At 71.1% G+C, this 15,559-nt stretch carries 17 protein-coding genes and 1 pseudogene; 11 read left to right on the forward strand and 7 right to left on the reverse strand.

Annotation, left to right across the window (positions count from 1 at the left end; all coding sequences use genetic code 11):
- The first annotated feature begins 29 nt into the window (after nt 1-29).
- A complete protein-coding gene (locus ABR737_RS42140; protein ID WP_350256422.1) occupies nt 30-1,490 on the forward strand; it encodes an SDR family NAD(P)-dependent oxidoreductase in 1,461 nt (486 codons plus the stop codon).
- Here the strand turns inward: ABR737_RS42140 and ABR737_RS42145 are convergent.
- The gene (locus ABR737_RS42145; RefSeq protein ID WP_350256423.1) at nt 1,469-2,506 is read right to left on the reverse strand and encodes a LysR family transcriptional regulator; all 1,038 of its coding nucleotides are present in this window, start codon (nt 2,504-2,506) and stop codon (nt 1,469-1,471) included. The two genes, ABR737_RS42140 and ABR737_RS42145, sit on opposite strands and share 22 nt — an antisense overlap.
- Before the next feature lie 116 nt (nt 2,507-2,622).
- Here ABR737_RS42145 and ABR737_RS42150 point away from each other — a divergent pair, with 116 nt between their 5' ends.
- On the forward strand, nt 2,623-3,249 hold the full coding sequence (locus tag ABR737_RS42150) for a maleylpyruvate isomerase family mycothiol-dependent enzyme (protein ID WP_350256424.1): 627 nt from the start codon (nt 2,623-2,625) through the stop codon (nt 3,247-3,249).
- Between the two features lie 94 nt (nt 3,250-3,343).
- Here ABR737_RS42150 and ABR737_RS42155 read toward each other — a convergent pair whose 3' ends face one another.
- Entirely contained in the window at nt 3,344-5,371 is a 2,028-nt protein-coding gene (locus tag ABR737_RS42155) for a M3 family metallopeptidase (RefSeq protein WP_502964458.1), read from the reverse strand.
- Between the two features lie 199 nt (nt 5,372-5,570).
- Between ABR737_RS42155 and ABR737_RS42160 the strand changes: the two genes are divergently transcribed.
- Nucleotides 5,571-6,008, forward strand: coding sequence for a CBS domain-containing protein (locus ABR737_RS42160; protein ID WP_350256426.1), 438 nt, complete (start codon nt 5,571-5,573; stop codon nt 6,006-6,008).
- A gap of 254 nt (nt 6,009-6,262) precedes the next feature.
- On the opposite strand, the gene ABR737_RS42165 is transcribed toward ABR737_RS42160, so the two are convergent.
- Complete coding sequence (locus ABR737_RS42165; protein WP_350256427.1) at nt 6,263-6,991, reverse strand: transglycosylase family protein; 729 nt, start codon at nt 6,989-6,991, stop codon at nt 6,263-6,265.
- Between the two features lie 722 nt (nt 6,992-7,713).
- Here ABR737_RS42165 and ABR737_RS42170 point away from each other — a divergent pair.
- The 4 genes and pseudogenes from ABR737_RS42170 to ABR737_RS42185 all read left to right on the forward strand — a co-directional run bounded on the left by ABR737_RS42170 (nt 7,714) and on the right by ABR737_RS42185 (nt 10,197).
- On the forward strand, nt 7,714-8,394 hold the full coding sequence (locus tag ABR737_RS42170) for a GntR family transcriptional regulator (protein WP_350256428.1): 681 nt from the start codon (nt 7,714-7,716) through the stop codon (nt 8,392-8,394).
- Nucleotides 8,395-8,545: 151 nt separating this feature from the next.
- The gene (locus tag ABR737_RS42175) at nt 8,546-9,430 is read left to right on the forward strand and encodes an urea carboxylase-associated family protein (RefSeq protein WP_350256429.1); all 885 of its coding nucleotides are present in this window, start codon (nt 8,546-8,548) and stop codon (nt 9,428-9,430) included.
- Nucleotides 9,431-9,576: 146 nt separating this feature from the next.
- Nucleotides 9,577-9,860 (forward strand): annotated as a pseudogene (locus tag ABR737_RS42180) (FAD-dependent monooxygenase); the annotation flags it as partial.
- Nucleotides 9,861-9,933: 73 nt separating this feature from the next.
- Nucleotides 9,934-10,197: a hypothetical protein gene (locus ABR737_RS42185; RefSeq protein WP_350257171.1), complete on the forward strand. Its 264-nt coding sequence runs from the start codon at nt 9,934-9,936 to the stop codon at nt 10,195-10,197.
- 54 nt (nt 10,198-10,251) lie between these two features.
- Here ABR737_RS42185 and ABR737_RS42190 read toward each other — a convergent pair whose 3' ends face one another.
- Nucleotides 10,252-10,731 (reverse strand): EF-hand domain-containing protein, encoded by a 480-nt coding sequence (locus ABR737_RS42190; protein ID WP_350256430.1) that lies wholly within the window; start codon nt 10,729-10,731, stop codon nt 10,252-10,254.
- Between the two features lie 171 nt (nt 10,732-10,902).
- On the opposite strand from ABR737_RS42190, the gene ABR737_RS42195 reads away from it, so the two are divergent.
- Nucleotides 10,903-11,106 carry a hypothetical protein gene (locus ABR737_RS42195; protein ID WP_350256431.1) on the forward strand — a complete coding sequence of 68 codons (204 nt, stop codon included), beginning with the start codon at nt 10,903-10,905 and terminating at the stop codon, nt 11,104-11,106.
- A 146-nt stretch (nt 11,107-11,252) separates the two neighbouring features.
- Complete coding sequence (locus tag ABR737_RS42200) at nt 11,253-11,987, forward strand: L,D-transpeptidase family protein (RefSeq protein WP_350256432.1); 735 nt, start codon at nt 11,253-11,255, stop codon at nt 11,985-11,987.
- A 174-nt stretch (nt 11,988-12,161) separates the two neighbouring features.
- Here the strand turns inward: ABR737_RS42200 and ABR737_RS42205 are convergent, their stop codons facing one another.
- Nucleotides 12,162-12,560 (reverse strand): thiol-disulfide oxidoreductase DCC family protein, encoded by a 399-nt coding sequence (locus tag ABR737_RS42205; protein WP_350256433.1) that lies wholly within the window; start codon nt 12,558-12,560, stop codon nt 12,162-12,164.
- A 194-nt stretch (nt 12,561-12,754) separates the two neighbouring features.
- A complete protein-coding gene (locus ABR737_RS42210) occupies nt 12,755-13,258 on the reverse strand; it encodes a hypothetical protein (protein ID WP_350256434.1) in 504 nt (167 codons plus the stop codon).
- Between the two features lie 291 nt (nt 13,259-13,549).
- Here ABR737_RS42210 and ABR737_RS42215 point away from each other — a divergent pair, with 291 nt between their 5' ends.
- Nucleotides 13,550-14,371 (forward strand): SDR family oxidoreductase, encoded by an 822-nt coding sequence (locus ABR737_RS42215; RefSeq protein WP_502964459.1) that lies wholly within the window; start codon nt 13,550-13,552, stop codon nt 14,369-14,371.
- Nucleotides 14,372-14,420: 49 nt separating this feature from the next.
- A complete protein-coding gene (locus tag ABR737_RS42220) occupies nt 14,421-14,924 on the forward strand; it encodes a metallophosphoesterase family protein (RefSeq protein ID WP_350256435.1) in 504 nt (167 codons plus the stop codon).
- Nucleotides 14,925-15,002: 78 nt separating this feature from the next.
- Here the strand turns inward: ABR737_RS42220 and ABR737_RS42225 are convergent, their stop codons facing one another.
- Nucleotides 15,003-15,509 carry a mycothiol transferase gene (locus ABR737_RS42225; RefSeq protein WP_350256436.1) on the reverse strand — a complete coding sequence of 169 codons (507 nt, stop codon included), beginning with the start codon at nt 15,507-15,509 and terminating at the stop codon, nt 15,003-15,005.
- Nucleotides 15,510-15,559 lie beyond the last annotated feature (50 nt).

Genomic DNA, 15,559 nt, shown 5'->3' on the forward strand with positions numbered 1-15,559 from the left:
CAAACGATCCCAGGAAAGCGGCAGCGGCGATGACGGTGACCGAAACAGGCCGGGCCGATGGCACGGGTATCGACTCGGAGCGGATGGCGGTCTGCCTGAGCGTGCTGGAAGAGCTCGACGCGCTGCCCGTCGACCACCCGGACGCCATCGCGATACGGCGGGCCACCGCCGGGATCTACCGCAAGGTCAAGCAGCGCCGCCGGCAGGAACGCCGGGCGGCCAAGTCCGCCAACGACCGAGCGGTGACCGCGGCCACGGCCACTGGTGCGCCCGACCGGATCGACGACGAGACCCAGGGACTGGCCCTCGCCAGCTCCGTGACCACCGAGATCGCCGGCATCCTGCAGCGCCCCCGGTCCTGCTACACCTGCAAGTCGCGCTACGTCGAGGTCGACGCCTTCTACCACCAGCTCTGCCCGCCGTGCGCCAAGGAGAACCGGTCCCGCCGCGACGCCCGCACGGACCTCACCGGCCGGCGCGCACTGCTCACCGGCGGCCGGGCCAAGATCGGCATGTATATCGCCCTCCGCCTGCTGCGGGACGGCGCCCACACCACCGTCACCACCCGCTTCCCGAGCGACGCCATCCGCCGCTTCAAGGCGATGCCGGACAGTGCGGAATGGCTGCACCGGCTGAAGATCGTCGGAATCGATCTCCGTGACCCGGCCCAGGTCATCGCGCTCGCCGACACGGTGAGCGCCGAGGGCCCGCTCGACATTCTGATCAACAACGCCGCCCAGACCGTCCGCCGGTCTCCCGAGGCGTACGGACAGCTGATCGCCGCCGAGTCCGCACCGCTGCCCGCCGGGGAGCTGCCCGCCTCCGTCGTCCTCGGCCACTTCGGCAGCGGCACGCCCGCCGCTCTCACCGCCGCCTCCGCGGCTCCCGGCGCGCTGACCGCAGACGACCTCACCGCCCTCGCCCTGACCACCGGCTCCGCCACCCCCGCCCGCATCGAGGCGGGCACCGCGATCGACGCCGGCGGCCTGGTACCGGATCTGCACTCGACCAACACCTGGATCCAGAAGGTGGACCAGGTCGACCCCATCGAGCTGCTGGAAGTCCAGCTGTGCAATATGACCGCGCCCTTCCTGCTGGTGAGCAAGCTGCGCCCGGCGATGGCAGCGGCCCCCGCACGCCGTAAGTACGTCGTGAACGTCTCGGCGATGGAAGGCCAGTTCAGCCGCGGCTACAAGGGCGCCGGCCATCCGCACACCAATATGGCCAAGGCGGCGCTGAATATGCTCACCCGCACCAGCGCCCGGGAGATGCTGGAGACCGACGGCATCCTCATGACGGCCGTGGACACCGGCTGGATCACCGATGAGCGCCCGCATCCCGACAAGATGCGCCTGGCCGAAGAGGGCTTCCACGCTCCCCTCGACCTGGTCGACGGAGCGGCCCGGGTGTACGACCCGATCGTCCGCGGCGAGTCGGGCGAGGATCTGTTCGGCTGCTTCCTGAAGGACTACGCGCCCGCGGCCTGGTGATCCGGACCGCCGGCCGGCGCGGGCCGGGTGTTCCTGGTCCGCGGTCCGGCGGCTGACTCCTCATGGGTTGCCGGTACTCCCGGTACTCCCGTTAGTCCCTGTACTCCCGGTTCGGGAAGGCCGGCACGCAGCCGTTCGAGGAGAGCTCTGGCCGCCGGGCCGGCCGGCCCCTCCGTCCGCCAGGCCAGGGCGACCCGGCCACGCAGCCGCGGCCCGGTGATCTCCAGCGTCCGCAGCCCGGCGGCTGACGCCTCGTCCGCCGGCAGCGCCGGGACGACGGCCACACCGAGGCCACGGGACGCCAGTCGCGCCAGCACCTGCAGCACGGACGCCTCGAAGGCGACACGGGGCCGGAAGCCGGCTTCCGCGCAGGCGCGTTCGAGCACCCCGCGGACGCCGGTACCACGCGGCAGGGCAATCAACGGGCGCTCGCGGAGCGCGGCCAGCGGGACGCTCGTACGGTCGGCATGCGCCGCCAGGAGCGGGTCGCCCGGCGCGACGGCGGCGACCAGGGGGGCGTCGACCACGACCTGGCAGGAGAGGCCCGCGGGTGGCTGCGCTTCCGCCAGCCCGATCAGGGCGACGTCGAGTGCACCGCCGAGCAGTGCCGCGCACATCCGCTCCGATGTGTCGTCGGCGAGGGAGATCTCCACCTGCGGATGCGCATCGTGGAAATCGGCCAGCAGCGACGCCAGATCGAATCTGCGGGTGCCGGCGCCGGAGACCAGGCCGACCCGGACGCGACCGCGGAGCAGACCGCTGAACTCGTCCACGGTCTGCCGGATCTCCTCGACGGCCGCGAGTGCCGCCCGCGCATGGGTGAGGACGGTCCGGCCCACCTCCGTCGTGGTCACCGAACGGCCGGAGCGGTCCAGGAGCGGCTGCCCCAACTCCCTTTCGAGCTGCCGGATCCGGGCGCTCACCCCGGGCTGCGCCAGATGCAGCCGGGCGGCCGCACGGGTGAAGTTGGCCTCCTCCACCACCGCGACGAAGTACTGCAGCTGCCGAAGTTCCATAACCGCTGATTCTAGAGAGGAGAACAGCTAGCTCTTGGACTTATGGAGAAGTGCACAAGACCATGGAAACCGGAGGCAGTTCGCCAGAACAACCCTCATGGGGGAGGAACAGTCGGATGGGCATCGAAGCGGCGATCGCGGCCGAACGCCGGGAACTGGCCGACCTGTTGGACGGCCTGACGGCCGAGCAGTGGGCGGCGCCGACACTGTGCGCGGGGTGGCGGGTCCGCGAGGTCGTGGCCCATATGTCGATGGGGTTCCGCTACTCATTCGCCAGGACGGCCGCCGAACTCGTCAGAGCGGGCGGCAGTCTCCACCGGATGACCGACCGCTGTGCCCGCAGGGACGCGGCCGCCGCCTCAACGGGTGAGCTCGCCGGCTTCCTCCGGGACAACGCACATCACCCCTGGACACCGCCGGTCGGCGGCCTCGCGTCGGCGCTGGGTCACGACGTGGTCCACGGGCTGGACATCACGGTCGCCCTCGGCCTCGGCCGCCGCGTTCCCGAAGACCGGGTGCGCCTCCTCCTAGAGAAGGTCACCCCCAGGTCCGCCAGGTTCTTCGGAGCCGACCTCAGCAGTGTCGAGCTCCGTGCCGACGACCTCGACTGGTCCTTCGGCACCGGTACGCCGCTGTCCGGCGCCGCCCAGGATCTGCTGCTGGTCGCGTTCGGCCGCAAGCTCCCGCCGGGCCGCCTCCACGGGGAGCGGCAGGACCGGTTCGTCGCCTTGGCCGCCGGCTGAGGCCCGGCCGGCGGGCCGGCGGCGGCTCCTGCCACCACACGGCAACCGCCGGCCCCGTACCACCGGGCCCGGGCGCCCGCCCGGCCTGCCGGGATCAGCCCTGCAGACCGTGGCGCGCCAGCAGCGGCGCGAGGTCCGGGTCCCGGCCGACCACCGCACGGAAAGCGCCGAGCGGGTCGACGCTGCCGCCCTTGCCGAGGAGTTCCCGGCGGAAGATCTCACCGCTCTCGCGGATCGTCTTCCCGTTCTCGCGGAACCAGCGCACGGTGTCGGCGTCCAGCACTTCCGCCCAGCGGTAGCCGTAGTACCCGGCCGCATAGCCGCCGCTGAAGATATGGGCGAAGTAGCCGGTGCGATAGCGCGGCGGGATCGCGGACACCGAGAGCCCGTAGCGCTCCAGCGCGGCCGCCTCGAACGCCTCGGCCTCGTCGGCGGCCGGTGCCTCGCCGGCGGAGAGGGAGTGCCAGGCCCAGTCCAGCACCGCGGCGGCCTGGTGCTCGACCATCCGGAAGCCCGCGCCGAAGTTCTCGGCCTCGCGCAGCCGGGCCGGCAGTTCGGCCGGCATCGGCTCGCCGGTGACGTGGTGCCGGGCGTAGTGGGACAGGATCTCCGGCCAGTCCGCCCACACCTCGTTGACCTGGGAGGGGAACTCGACGAAGTCACGAGGCACCTGGGTGCCGGACAGCAGCGGGTAGCGCACATCGGAGAACAGGCCGTGCAGCGCATGCCCGAACTCGTGGAACAGCGTGTTGACCTCGCTCCAGGTCAGCAGCACCGGCTCGCCCGCCGGAGGCTTGGCGACATTCAGGTTGTTGACCACGACCGGCTTGTGGCCGAGCAGCCGGGACTGCGGGACGAGGGCGTCCATCCAGGCGCCGCCCCGCTTCGACTCGCGGGCGTGGAAATCGACGATGTAGAGCCCGAGCGGGCCGCCGTCGGCGTCGTGCACCTCGTAGACACGGGCGTCCGGGTGGTAGGACACCAGGTCGGGGCGCGGGGTGAAGGTGATCCCGTAGACCAGCTCGGCGGCGTGGAAGACACCGTCGTGCAGCACGGTCTCCAGCTCCAGATAGGGCCGCAGCACCGACGCGTCGAGCGCGAACCGCTCCCTGCGTACCCGCTCGGAGTAGTACTGCCAGTCCGCCGCGTTGATCTTGGCCACGCCGGCCGCCTCGGCCAGGGCCGCGCCCTCCCGCTCGGCATTGGCGGTGGCGGGAGCGACCAGCCGGCCGAGCAGTTCCTCGACGGCTTCCGTGGTGCCGGCGGTCCGGTCGGCGACCTCCCAGGCAGCGTGGCTGGGGTAGCCGAGCAGGGCGGCGCGCTCGGCGCGCAAGGCGGCCAGCGCGACGGCGACCGGGCCGTTGGTGTCGGTACCGCGACCGAGGGACGCGGCCAGCAGGCGCTCGCGCAGCGCCGGGTCGTCCAGCGCGGCGAGCTCGGTCTGCTGGGAGAAGTTCTTCAGGCTGAGCACGTACTTGCCGTCGTGCCCCAGCGCCCGGGCGTTCGCGGCGGCGGCTGCGATCTGGTCCTCGGGCAGCCCGGCCAGCTCCTCGGCGCGGTCCAGTACGAGCGCGGCGTCCGCGGTGGCCGCCCGGAGGTTCTGCCCGAACTCGGTGCACCGGGCGGCGATCTCGGCATTCAGCGCGCGCAGGCGCTGTTGCTGCTCCGGGGCGAGGCGGGCGCCGGCCCGGACCCGGTCCGTATGGTGGCGCTCCAGCAGCCGCAACTGCTCGGTGTCCCATCCGGACTGCTCGCGCCGCGCGAAGAGCGCGTCCAGCCGGGCGAACAGCGCGGAGTCGAGCAGCAGCGCATCATCATGGGCGGCCAGCCGGGGAGCGATCTCGACCTCGAGCGCCTGGATCTCCTCGTCGGTATCCGTCGCCGCCTTGTTGAAGAACACCCTGCACACCCGGCCCAGCAGCGCGCCGCTGCGCTCCAGCGCCTCCACGGTGTTCTCGAAGGTGGCCGGCTCGGCGCAGGCACCGATGGCCGCGATCTCGTCCAGCTGGTCGGCTATGCCGCGGGCAAAGGCGGGGAGAAAGTGATCGTTCCGGATCCGCGCGAAAGGCGGCAGGGCGTAGGGCAGATCACTCGGCTCGAAGAAAGGATTCGACGTCGTCACAGAGGCTGACACTACGCCCGGAGGTGACATCCGGTCCCGCAGTCGTGCTATGACGACGCTTGCGGGCGCGGGTAGTTGTCACCCCCAACGTGTGGACCGGACGCGCGGCGGTGGCCGGTCCCGTCCCCGGGGAGCGTCGTGGGGCCATCCGTGATGTGATCGAAGCGAGGCAAGCAACACTCCTGAGACAGGAGGAATCATGGCCAGCAAGCTGCGAGCCCGCGACATCATGTCCGGCGGAGCGCGCTGTGTGGGTGCACATGAATCGTTGATGGATGCGGCGAAGATGATGCGGGACCTGAACGTCGGCTGCCTGCCCATCTGCGGTGACAACAACAGGCTGATGGGGGTGATCACCGATCGCGACATCGTCGTCACCTGTTGTGCCGAAGGTGTCGACCCGGCGACGGTGCAGGCCGGTTCCATGGGCGGCAAGCTGCACTGGATCGACGCCGAAGCGGACGCCTCCGAGGTCCTGCGGACCATGGAGGAGCACCACATCAAGCGCCTGCCGGTGATCGACGTCAAGGGCGGCCACCAACTGGTAGGAATGATCACAGAGGCGAACCTCGCCAAGAATCTCAGCGACGCGGAGATCGCGGAGTTCGCCAACCGCGTGTACGCGACCGCGGGCTGACCGATCTGCCCGCATCGCACCACCCGAGGCCGGGGGCAAGCACGTACGGACGGGGGCCGGCCCGGCCCCGCCGTCATGTCCCACGATGGCCCGTCCCCGTCATGTCCCACGATGGCCCGTCGCAGTCAGCCACCGTCACGTCCCACGGTGGTGGCCCGTCCGCTGTGACGAGCCACCGTGGCGTGAAAGAGCGGGGAATTGGCGGAATTCCCCCGGCTGTGCACCAGGGGAATTCCGAGTATTCCGTTACCCGCTCAGTGGGCGCCGGAGTGTGGTACGGCTAGCCGTGTGCCGGGGAAAATCAGATGAGGATTCGCCCCGATCACCTGCCGGTTCAGCCGGTAGAATTCCCGCCACCCCAGGCCGTGCGCGTAGGCGATACCGCTCAGCGTGTCGCCGGAGTTGACGACGACCGAGCCGCCGGTACTCCGGTGGCGTCCCACTTTGTATCGCTTCTCATGGGACTGGGTATGGCGGGACTGCGGTTGGCGGGGCTGGGGATGGATATGGCGGGCCCGCGCCCGGGCCGACGGGTCTGCCTGGCGCTGCGGTGCGGGGCGCGCCGGGGCGCTCCGCGGAGTGCGGTGTGCGGTACTCGAGTTGAGTCCCAGCGAGGCCGAGCAGGCCGGCCAGGCGCCCCAGCCCTGACGAGCCAGCACCCTCTCGGCCACCTGGATCTGCTGGGACCGGGTCGCCCGCGCCGCCCGGGGCGCGTAGGCGCCGCCGCCGAAGGAGTGCCAGGTGGAGTGGGCGAGCTGCAGCCCTCCGGAGAACCCGTTGCCCGTGTCGATACGCCAGTTCCCTCCGCTCTCGCACCCGGCCAGACGGTCCCAGGTCCCGCCGGCGCGGGCCTCGGCGGGCTGCCCGGACGCCAGGTTCAGCGCGCCGGCCGCGAGCAGGACCGCTGCTGCCGTGATGCCCCGGACACCATAGCCCCGGAATTCACTCCGGGCAGGCGCTTTTGCTGCCTGCGGAAATTCCATGCCCTTACTCCCGTCGCTCGCCGCGCAGTTGCCTGGCGGTCATTCAGGAATCCTGGCGCGTATGCGGTGTACGCGTTCGAATGGTGCTCGAACCTCGATTTCCGTGCGGCGCCATGAATTTGACGGGGAAGAGACAACCACGCCCCGAGTTCGCCTCGGCAGAGCGCGCGGTAGCGCCGTCGCGGCCCGGCCTGCACCCTTGCCGCCGGGGCGCGGCCGTGCTTGGGCCGTGCGCACCTGTTCAGACGGGCAGGGGCGCACCCGTCCGACCGTGGGCGCAGCACACCCCCGCGGCCGGTGATCACCGGCCCGGCCCGGGGGTGTCCGCCGAGCGCAACCGGCGCACTCGATGCATGCGCTGCGCAGGTCCGCATGCACCGCGCACGGGTCTTCGGCGGTGCAACGGCCCGTTCTGCCTTGGTGCAACGGCGCATTGCACACGGGTACGGCGACGTGGATCGCCCCTGGGAACGTCGGGAATATCGGGAATGCCGGCGGCCCGGCCCACGCGTCGTCCTGGAGCCAAGGGGCAGCCATGGCGATGAAGCCAGAAATGATTGAACGATCCTGCCGCGGTGTGGGCTGTTTCCATGGCGCCCGGTCCGACGGATCATGTTCATGACCTGCATTTATGTGACGCAGTGGGTCTGCAGTAACCATGTGGATCTCTGGAGTCCTGAATTTTGCTGAACAATCCTGAAGTCCTGAGGTAGCTTCCTTCTGTGGCCGATGAATCGAACGAGACGGGTGCGGCACCCCCGTACCTCGCCGCCCAGGCGATCGCCGACCGGTTGCGTGACCGGATCACGACCGGTGTGCTCGCGCCGGGTCATCCCTTGCGCGATGCGGCTCTCGCCGAGGAGTTCGGCGTCTCGCGCAACACCCTGCGCGAGGCCGTTCGGCTGCTGGTGTACGAAGGTCTCGCCGTCCACCAGCTCTACAAGGGCGCCGCGGTCAAAAGCCTCGATGCCGAGGACGTCCATGACATCTACGCCACCCGCCGGGCTCTGGAACTCCGGGCCGCGGAGCAGAGCTTCACCGCGCCCCAGGCGGCTCTCAACCGACTCGAGCGGTATGTGTCAGCCGCCGAAGAGGCGGCGGTGGCCGGTCGGTGGGACCGGACGGCCACGCATTCGCTGGACTTCCACCGGGACGTGGTGCACCTGCTCGGCAGCGAACGGCTCAACCGCTTCTTCCGTACGACCGTCGCCCAGCTGCGCCTGGCCTTCGCCGAGGTGCCGCATGAACCGGAATTCCAGTGCCAATGGGTGCCACGCGACCGTGAGCTGTGCGATCTGCTCCGCGCCGGGCGGCGCACCGAGGCGGCCGCCGCGCTCGCCCGCTACCTCGACGACTCGGAGTGCCAGGTCGTCGACATCGTGCGCGCCGCCCGCTGCACCTGAGCGCGCCGGGCCCCAGCAGATGCCCCCGACCCGATGCCCCCGACCCAACGACCCGTACCCGTTGACCCCGACCCGGCGATCCCCGCCCGATCTGCTCCCTCGACCGCGCCCCCGCCACCCCGGCGGGCCTCCCAGGAAAGCGAGCACACCGATGGTCACCAACGAAGCCGCCTACCAAGCCACCAAGGGCGGCCCCCTCGATGTCGACAAGGCCTTCTACGACCGGGTCTCTGGCAACTCCCGCAACTCCGGTAGCTCCAGTGACTCCGGCAGCTCCGGCAGCTCCGGCGCCCGCCGCCTGGTCGACAGCTTCACCATCCCGGTACGCTCCGGCCGAGCCTGGGAAGTGCCCGCAGGTCATCTGTGCCGCATCGTCACCGTGGACGGGCCGCAGGTCGGTGACTTCAACGTATGGAACCGCCACGACCCGCGCGAACGCCTCTGGGCGTCCCGCACCCGTCAGCTCCAGCGCGCCCACGTCAGCACCTATGACCGCCTGTGGTCCACCCTCCCCTTCCTGCGCCCGCTGCTGACCGTCACCGGCGACACGCTCGCCGACTACGGCACCGACGACACGGGCGGCAGGGTGCACGACCTGCTGGGTACCCGCTGCGACCCGTACGTCAACCGCATGCTCACCGGCGAGGACTTCGACTTCCACTGCCACTCGAACCTGGTCCGCGCCGTCCTGCCGTACGGGCTCACGGAGTTCGACGTGCACGACGTCCTCAACGTCTTCCAGTGCACCGGACTCAACGAGGACGACCAGTACTTCATGAAGGCCTGCCCTGCCCGGCCCGGCGACCACTTCGAGTTCTTCGCCGAACTCGACCTGCTGTGCGCGCTGTCCACCTGCCCGGGCGGCGATCTGTCCGTACCGCTGTGGGGGCCGGACGCGGGCGACCCGCTGGAGGTCTGCCACCCGCTCGGCATCGAGGTCTACGAGGTCGATGACGCGCTCCTCGAAGGCTGGGCCTCCCCGCAGCCGGCCGCCTACCGCAATCTGCACGGGGTGACCCTGCCCAGCTGGACATAGCCGCGGCAGGGCCGCAGTGCGGCAGCCCCGCGAGGCCGCGTGTGCCCGCGCGCAAGGGGTCATGCGCACTGGCTCGCGCGCAATGGACAGACCTCCGGCGCCGTGTTGCATGGGAAGGGAGAGCGTTTTCCGCTGGGGAGGCTGCCGTGGCCGATGTGGAGGTGCTGGTCGTCGGGGCGGGGCCGGTGGGCTGACGGCGGCCCCCGAGCTGCAGCGCCGCGGCGTGCGCTGCCGGGTGATCGACAGGCTGCCCGCGCCGCAGCCGTTCGCCAAGGCGGTGGGCATCCAGCCCAGGACGCTGGAGATCTGGGGCCGCATGGGGCTGGTGCCACAAGTCCTGGAAGCCGCGGCCCCGCTCCGGGGGCAGTTGCTGTACGTCAACGGCGTCCAGCAGGCACGTATCGAGCTGACGCTGCCACCGGAGGTGCCCGTGCCGGCTGTTCGACCTGCTGCGCGGCGACGACCACAGCCTGCTGCTGTATGCGGACCACGAGGACCAGCTGATGCCGTACGACGAGGTGGCGGAGGCGGCGCGGAGCAGGGCGCGCGGTCAGCTGGCCGTCCGGGTGATCGTCGCCCCGGGGCTCCGGACGGACGGCCTGCTGCTGCCCGTCGTCCAGGACAGCCGTGACGAGTTCCGGCAGATATACGGTGCGCACGGCGGCGAAGCATTCCTCATCCGGCCCGACGGTTACGTGGGGCTGCGCCCCGCCCGGGCGAGCGGACCGGAGCTGCCGGCGCAGCTGGCACTGACCTTCCGTGCATGAGCGGCGGCCGGTCGTGCCCGGTGCCGTCGGCGGGCGCGACCGGCCGCCGTACGCTCAGGGCGCCTGCCACGCGGCGACCATCACCCGCCCGTCGCCGTCTTGGTCCAGCGCCGTGAAAGCAGCCTCCGCCTGGGCGGCCGAGTACCCGGCCGCTCGGTGCACGGCCGTGAAGTCCGCCAGGCTGACCACGCCGTCCCCGTCGGCATCGGCCAGGGCGACGGTCGCGGCGACCGACGGCCCCACGACCTTGCCGAGCACCCCCGACGCGCCGGCCCGGGCGAACGCCGCGACGAACTGCTCCCGGTCCAGGCGCCCCGTACCGTCCACGTCCGCCAGGGCGGCGAGCTCGTCGAAGGTGTTGCGCATCCCCGCACGGAGGGCTTGCGCCTTGGCGGAATCCGCCGGTTCGCCCACCGCTTCCGTCAGCACGCGCGCCCGCTCGGTGAAGTCCTGTGCGGTCAGGTAGCCGTCGCCATCGGTGTCGTACGTCGAGAAGCGGTGCTCGTACTCGGCCCGCAGGGCATCGGAGATCATGCGTCATCCCTTCCGGAGGTGGGCTCCCGGCGGAGCCCGGAGAGGCGGCCGGCCGCGCGGGGGCGCCGCGCCCATCCGCCGCCATGAGCACATTAAGTGACTTATTGGTCGCGAGGAGTGATGGTGGAGGGTGTGTTCGGCTGTCGGCTCCCTGGGGGTGGGGAGGCGGGCGTGCCGGCCGCGGCGCCCTCCGCGGTGGCCAAGGCCAACCTCCTGGCGATCGACAAGGTCGCTCTGCAGGCGCCCGGTCTGCAGGTGAAGGTCACCTACGCCTGTGACCCCGGCACGAATCACCAGCTGGTCGCCAATGCGGCCAAGCAGACCGGTCACGACGGGTTCAGCTACGCCCGCCAGGGGACCGTAGTGGTGCTGTAAGTGCGGCCGCCGCCCCGGTGGACCGGGCCGGACGGCCGTCCGGCCGCCGGGGCGAGCTCGCGCCGTCGGGCCATGGCACGATCTGTCAGATATTTCGGGTCGGTTACGCCCGCAACCGACGGGTCGGGCAAACGGTCCTACGGGGCATGAAAAGACAACTGAACCTGCGGCGGATAGGGAGGTCCGGCGCCGGACGCCGGGCGGGCGCGACGCTCGCCCTCACGGCGCTGGCCCTCCCGCTGACGGTGGCCTTCGGCTCCACGGCCCAGGCCGCCACCGCATCGTCCTGCACCGCGAGCCGCGGCCCCTATCAGAAGCAGGCCGAGAAGTTCCTCGGGCTGACCGTGGACGGCCGGCAGTCGGCGGCCGACTGCCGGGCGATCCGTGCCTTCCAGACCAGCCACGGCATCACCCCGAACATCGGCTACGCGGGTCCCGTCACCTGGGGCGTGATGAGCCTCGTGGCGCAGCAGAAGGCGGCCGGGAGCAACCCGAACAAGGCACAGAAGTGCCCCACGAACAAGGGCCGGATCGCCTGCGTCGACCTCACCCGCCAGCTCAGCTGGATCCAGGACGGATCGCGGCTGGTGTTCGGTCCGGTGCCGGTCCGCAGCGGGCGCGACGGGTACGAGACCCGCACCGGCGCCAAGAAGATCTACTGGCGCAACCTGCACCATGTGTCGTCGATCTACCACGTGGCCATGCCGTACAGCCAGTTCTTCGACGGCGGTCAGGCGTTCCACTCCATCAGTGGCAGCGTCTGGTCGGCCCCCGGCTCGCACGGCTGCGTCAATATGCGCAGCAACGACGCCAAGAAGTACTGGTCCCTGCTCAAGAACGGTGACGACGTCTACGTCTACGGCCGTAAGTCCGGTATCTGAGCCCTGAGCGGGCGGACCGGTCGGACCGGGCTCGGCTGCGGAGGGGAGGGAGCGCCCGATGGCGGGACGCCACCGGGCGCCGCGTCGTCCGGGCGTCGTGCCGTACGTATGCTGTGCCGTCCGCATGCCGAGCAGTCCGTACGCCGACCGGCGCCGGTCAGCCGGACCGTACTCTCACTCCTGCTTCCCCCGGCCACCGCGGGCGGGCGGCAGCGCGCAGGCCGCCGTGCCGCCCGGCATCCGCTGACGGTTCTTCGCGATGATCCGGTACACGCCATGGGCGATCCACCGCACGGGCGGGAGCGTGAGCAGTGCTCCCACGACCGGCCATCCGCCGCCCGCGCTCATCAGCAGCTTGGCGACAGCCTGGGCGCCACCGTGCACGGAGCCGGCCGGGGTCACCCACAACACTTCGTGTTCGGCGCGCTGTTGCGCGATGCCGAGCCGTGCGAGGTCGGTGAACTGCCAGGGGGCGGCGTCACAGCGCGGCCGCAGACGCCGTTCCGCGAACCTGGCCGAGGACGTGCAGAAGGCGCAGTCCCCGTCATAGACAAGTACGGGTTGCCGCCGCATCTTCCCGTCCCCTTCGCACCGGTGCCCTGGTGGTCACCATGATAGGTGCGTCGCCTCCCCGGCACGCCCGGCGGGCCCGTTGCTCGGTGGGCGCCCGCCGGGCGCACGGACACCCGTACCCCGGTCGTCCACGGACCGAGCCGGGAGGGCGGGAGGCCGGGATGCCGGGATGTGCCGGGTGCGGGGTCGCCGGGTCAGTCGGCCAGCAGGTGGTACAGGGCCATCGGCGTCACATAGCCGGGCCAGCGGCCGTCGGCGAACAGATGGACACCGGCGTCCAGATAGCACTGGTCGACGAGTTGGGAGCAGATCATGTGCCGGGTGCTGGCGACATAGCGGTGCAGGCCCGGAACGGGCAGGTGGAAGCGGTGCGTGGCGATCGCCAGGTAGTCGAGGAAGCTGTACGGGACTCCGACGTAGCGGGTGGCGGCTGCGCAGATGCCGGTGCGCTGCCGTTCGGTGAGCCGTTCCGGGCAGACGTAGACCACATCCGCGTCGGCGTAGGCGGTGAGGGACAGGATGCGGGCGCCACCCGGCTCGGCCTCCAGCAGCCGATTGCCGGGCAGGACCAGGAAGGCGTGTTCGTAGTCGGTGAAACCGTCTCCGTTGATCCACTGTCCGAAGCGGATCAACTGGCCGGTGAGGCCGGAGATTCTGGTGAGGCCGATGTCGCCCGGCAGGGGATGGGTGTGCTTCATGAGCAGCTCCCAGAGCCAAAGGGGGGTTCCCGTGGGTAATACCCGCTGTCATGGCGTACGCACCGCGTCCGTGGCGGCCGGTGGCGGCAGGGGGCGGCGAATGTCGGCGCATGTCGGAGGATCTCGGGGCGGACTTCGGCGGACTTCGGCGGACTTCGGTGGACTTCGGCGGAAGGCAAGGGGCAGATGGCCGAGGGAGAGGGACGGCGGGGGCTCGGCGGGGTACGGGTGTGCGGGACCGGGTTCGGCCGCCGCGGGCCGAGGTGAGCGGGCAGGAGGAGTGGGAAGACGATGAACGGCTCAGCGTCCGGGGAGTCGGTGACGATGCGTCAGGCCGGTGCCGGGGTGGAGGGTGGCGGCGGGGTGGCGCTGTCGGGCAGTGTGGCGCTGGTGACCGGGGCCTCCAGCGGAATCGGTGCGGCCGCCGCCCTGGCGCTGGCCCGGGAGGGCGCCTCCCTCGCCCTGGTCGCCCGCCGTCGCGAGCGACTGCAACACCTCACGCAGACCATCGGCGAGCACGGAGGGGCCTCCCTCGCCCTGACGGCCGATCTCGGTGACGCGACGCAGGCACGGCGGGTGGTGGAGGAGACCGTCGACCACTTCGGGCGGCTGGACGTCCTGCTGAACAATGCGGGCTTCGGAGCACGCGGCGCGGTGGAGGACAGCGATCCCGAGGACTGGGACCGGATGGTCGGGCTCAACTTCACGGCGGTTCTGCGGATGTCGCACGCGGCGCTCCCGCATCTGCTGCGGGCGGCACACGACGGACCCCGGGGCGTCGCCGACCTGGTGACCGTCAGCTCGGTCGCGGGTCGGGTGCCCCGCAAGGACAACAGCGTCTACTCGGCCACCAAGCACGCGGTGTGCTCCTTCAGCGAGGCGCTGCGCCAGGAAGTGACCGGACGGCAGGTCAGGGTCGGGCTCGTCGAACCGGGCATGACCGCGACGGAGATGACACGTGGCGGCAGTCAGGCCGCCTCGGCCCACGGGATGCCGCAGGAAAGCTGGCTGCACGCCGAGGACATCGCCCGCGTCATCACCTTCATGGTCACCCAGCCACCGCATATGGCGGTCAACGAGATCGCCGTGCGGCCGACCGCGCAGGAACACTGACCGCCCCGACCCTGACCCCGCGTCCGTGGCGCAGCCGAGGAGAGGCCCCGTGCGACTCCTGCTCATCTCCGACACCCATCTGCCCCGGCGCGCCAAGGTGCTGCCGGCACAGCTGCTCGACGAAGTGCCCCGCGCCGATGTCGTCGTGCATGCCGGTGACTGGGTCGACACCGCCACGCTGGACCTGCTCCAGGGGCGCGCCCGGCGGCTGATCGGGGTGTACGGCAACAACGACGGCCCGGAGCTGCGGGCCCGGCTGCCCGAGGTGGCGTACGCGGAACTGGCGGGCGTGCGGTTCGCCGTGGTGCACGAGACGGGCCCCGCGCAGGGGCGGGAACGCCGTTGCGCCGCACGGTTTCCCGAGCTCGATGTGCTGGTGTTCGGTCACAGCCACATCCCCTGGGACTCCATGGCGGACGACCGGCTGCGCCTGCTGAACCCGGGGTCGCCGACCGACCGCCGCCGGCAGCCGTACTGCACCTATATGACGGCGGAGCTTGCGCAGGGCCGGCTCGGCGGGGTGGACCTGCACCGTCTGCCCCGCGGCGGATGAGCCCGCGGTGACCGCCGCACAGCCCGCGCACTCCTCACCGGTCTGCCTGCGCAGTTCACCGGCCGGCCCGCGCACTCCTCACAGACCGAGCAGGCCGCGCACGTAGGCGGCCTGGCCGGCGTGCTGCAGATCGTCGGCGATCACGCTGACGAGGCGGACTCCCAGGGTGACGGGCGGCGTCCAGCCGCGGTCGACGACGCGCTTCATGTCCTTGTCGTCGATCCCCGCGAGGTACTGCACGGTGTTGTCGTGGACGGCGCCGTGATAGCCCGTCAGGAGCTCCGCACTCAGGTCCGCTACGGCCGCCACGTCCTTGCCGGAGTGGCCGTAGCCGGTGTCGTCGGCCGCGAAGGGGAGGCCGAAGCGGTCGTACCAGCCGTCCGCGGTCCAGATCTGCTCGGTGCCGGCCACCCCGGCGAGGTGGTCGTCCTGGATCCTGGTGAGGTGCCAGACCAGCCAGGCGATCGAGTTGGCGTCGTCGGGGCGGGTGCCGAGCTCGTCGGGGTCGAGCCCGGAGACCACGTCCTCGACGACCTCACGGATGCGTCCGAAGGCGTCGACAAGCAGATCCGTGCTGGCGTTCATTCAGGGCTCCTTTGCGGCGGCGGGGGGCCTCGCGCGGACGGTCCGCGGAT

This window comes from Streptomyces sp. Edi2, from assembly GCF_040253635.1.
In the GTDB taxonomy this organism is placed as follows: domain Bacteria; phylum Actinomycetota; class Actinomycetes; order Streptomycetales; family Streptomycetaceae; genus Streptomyces.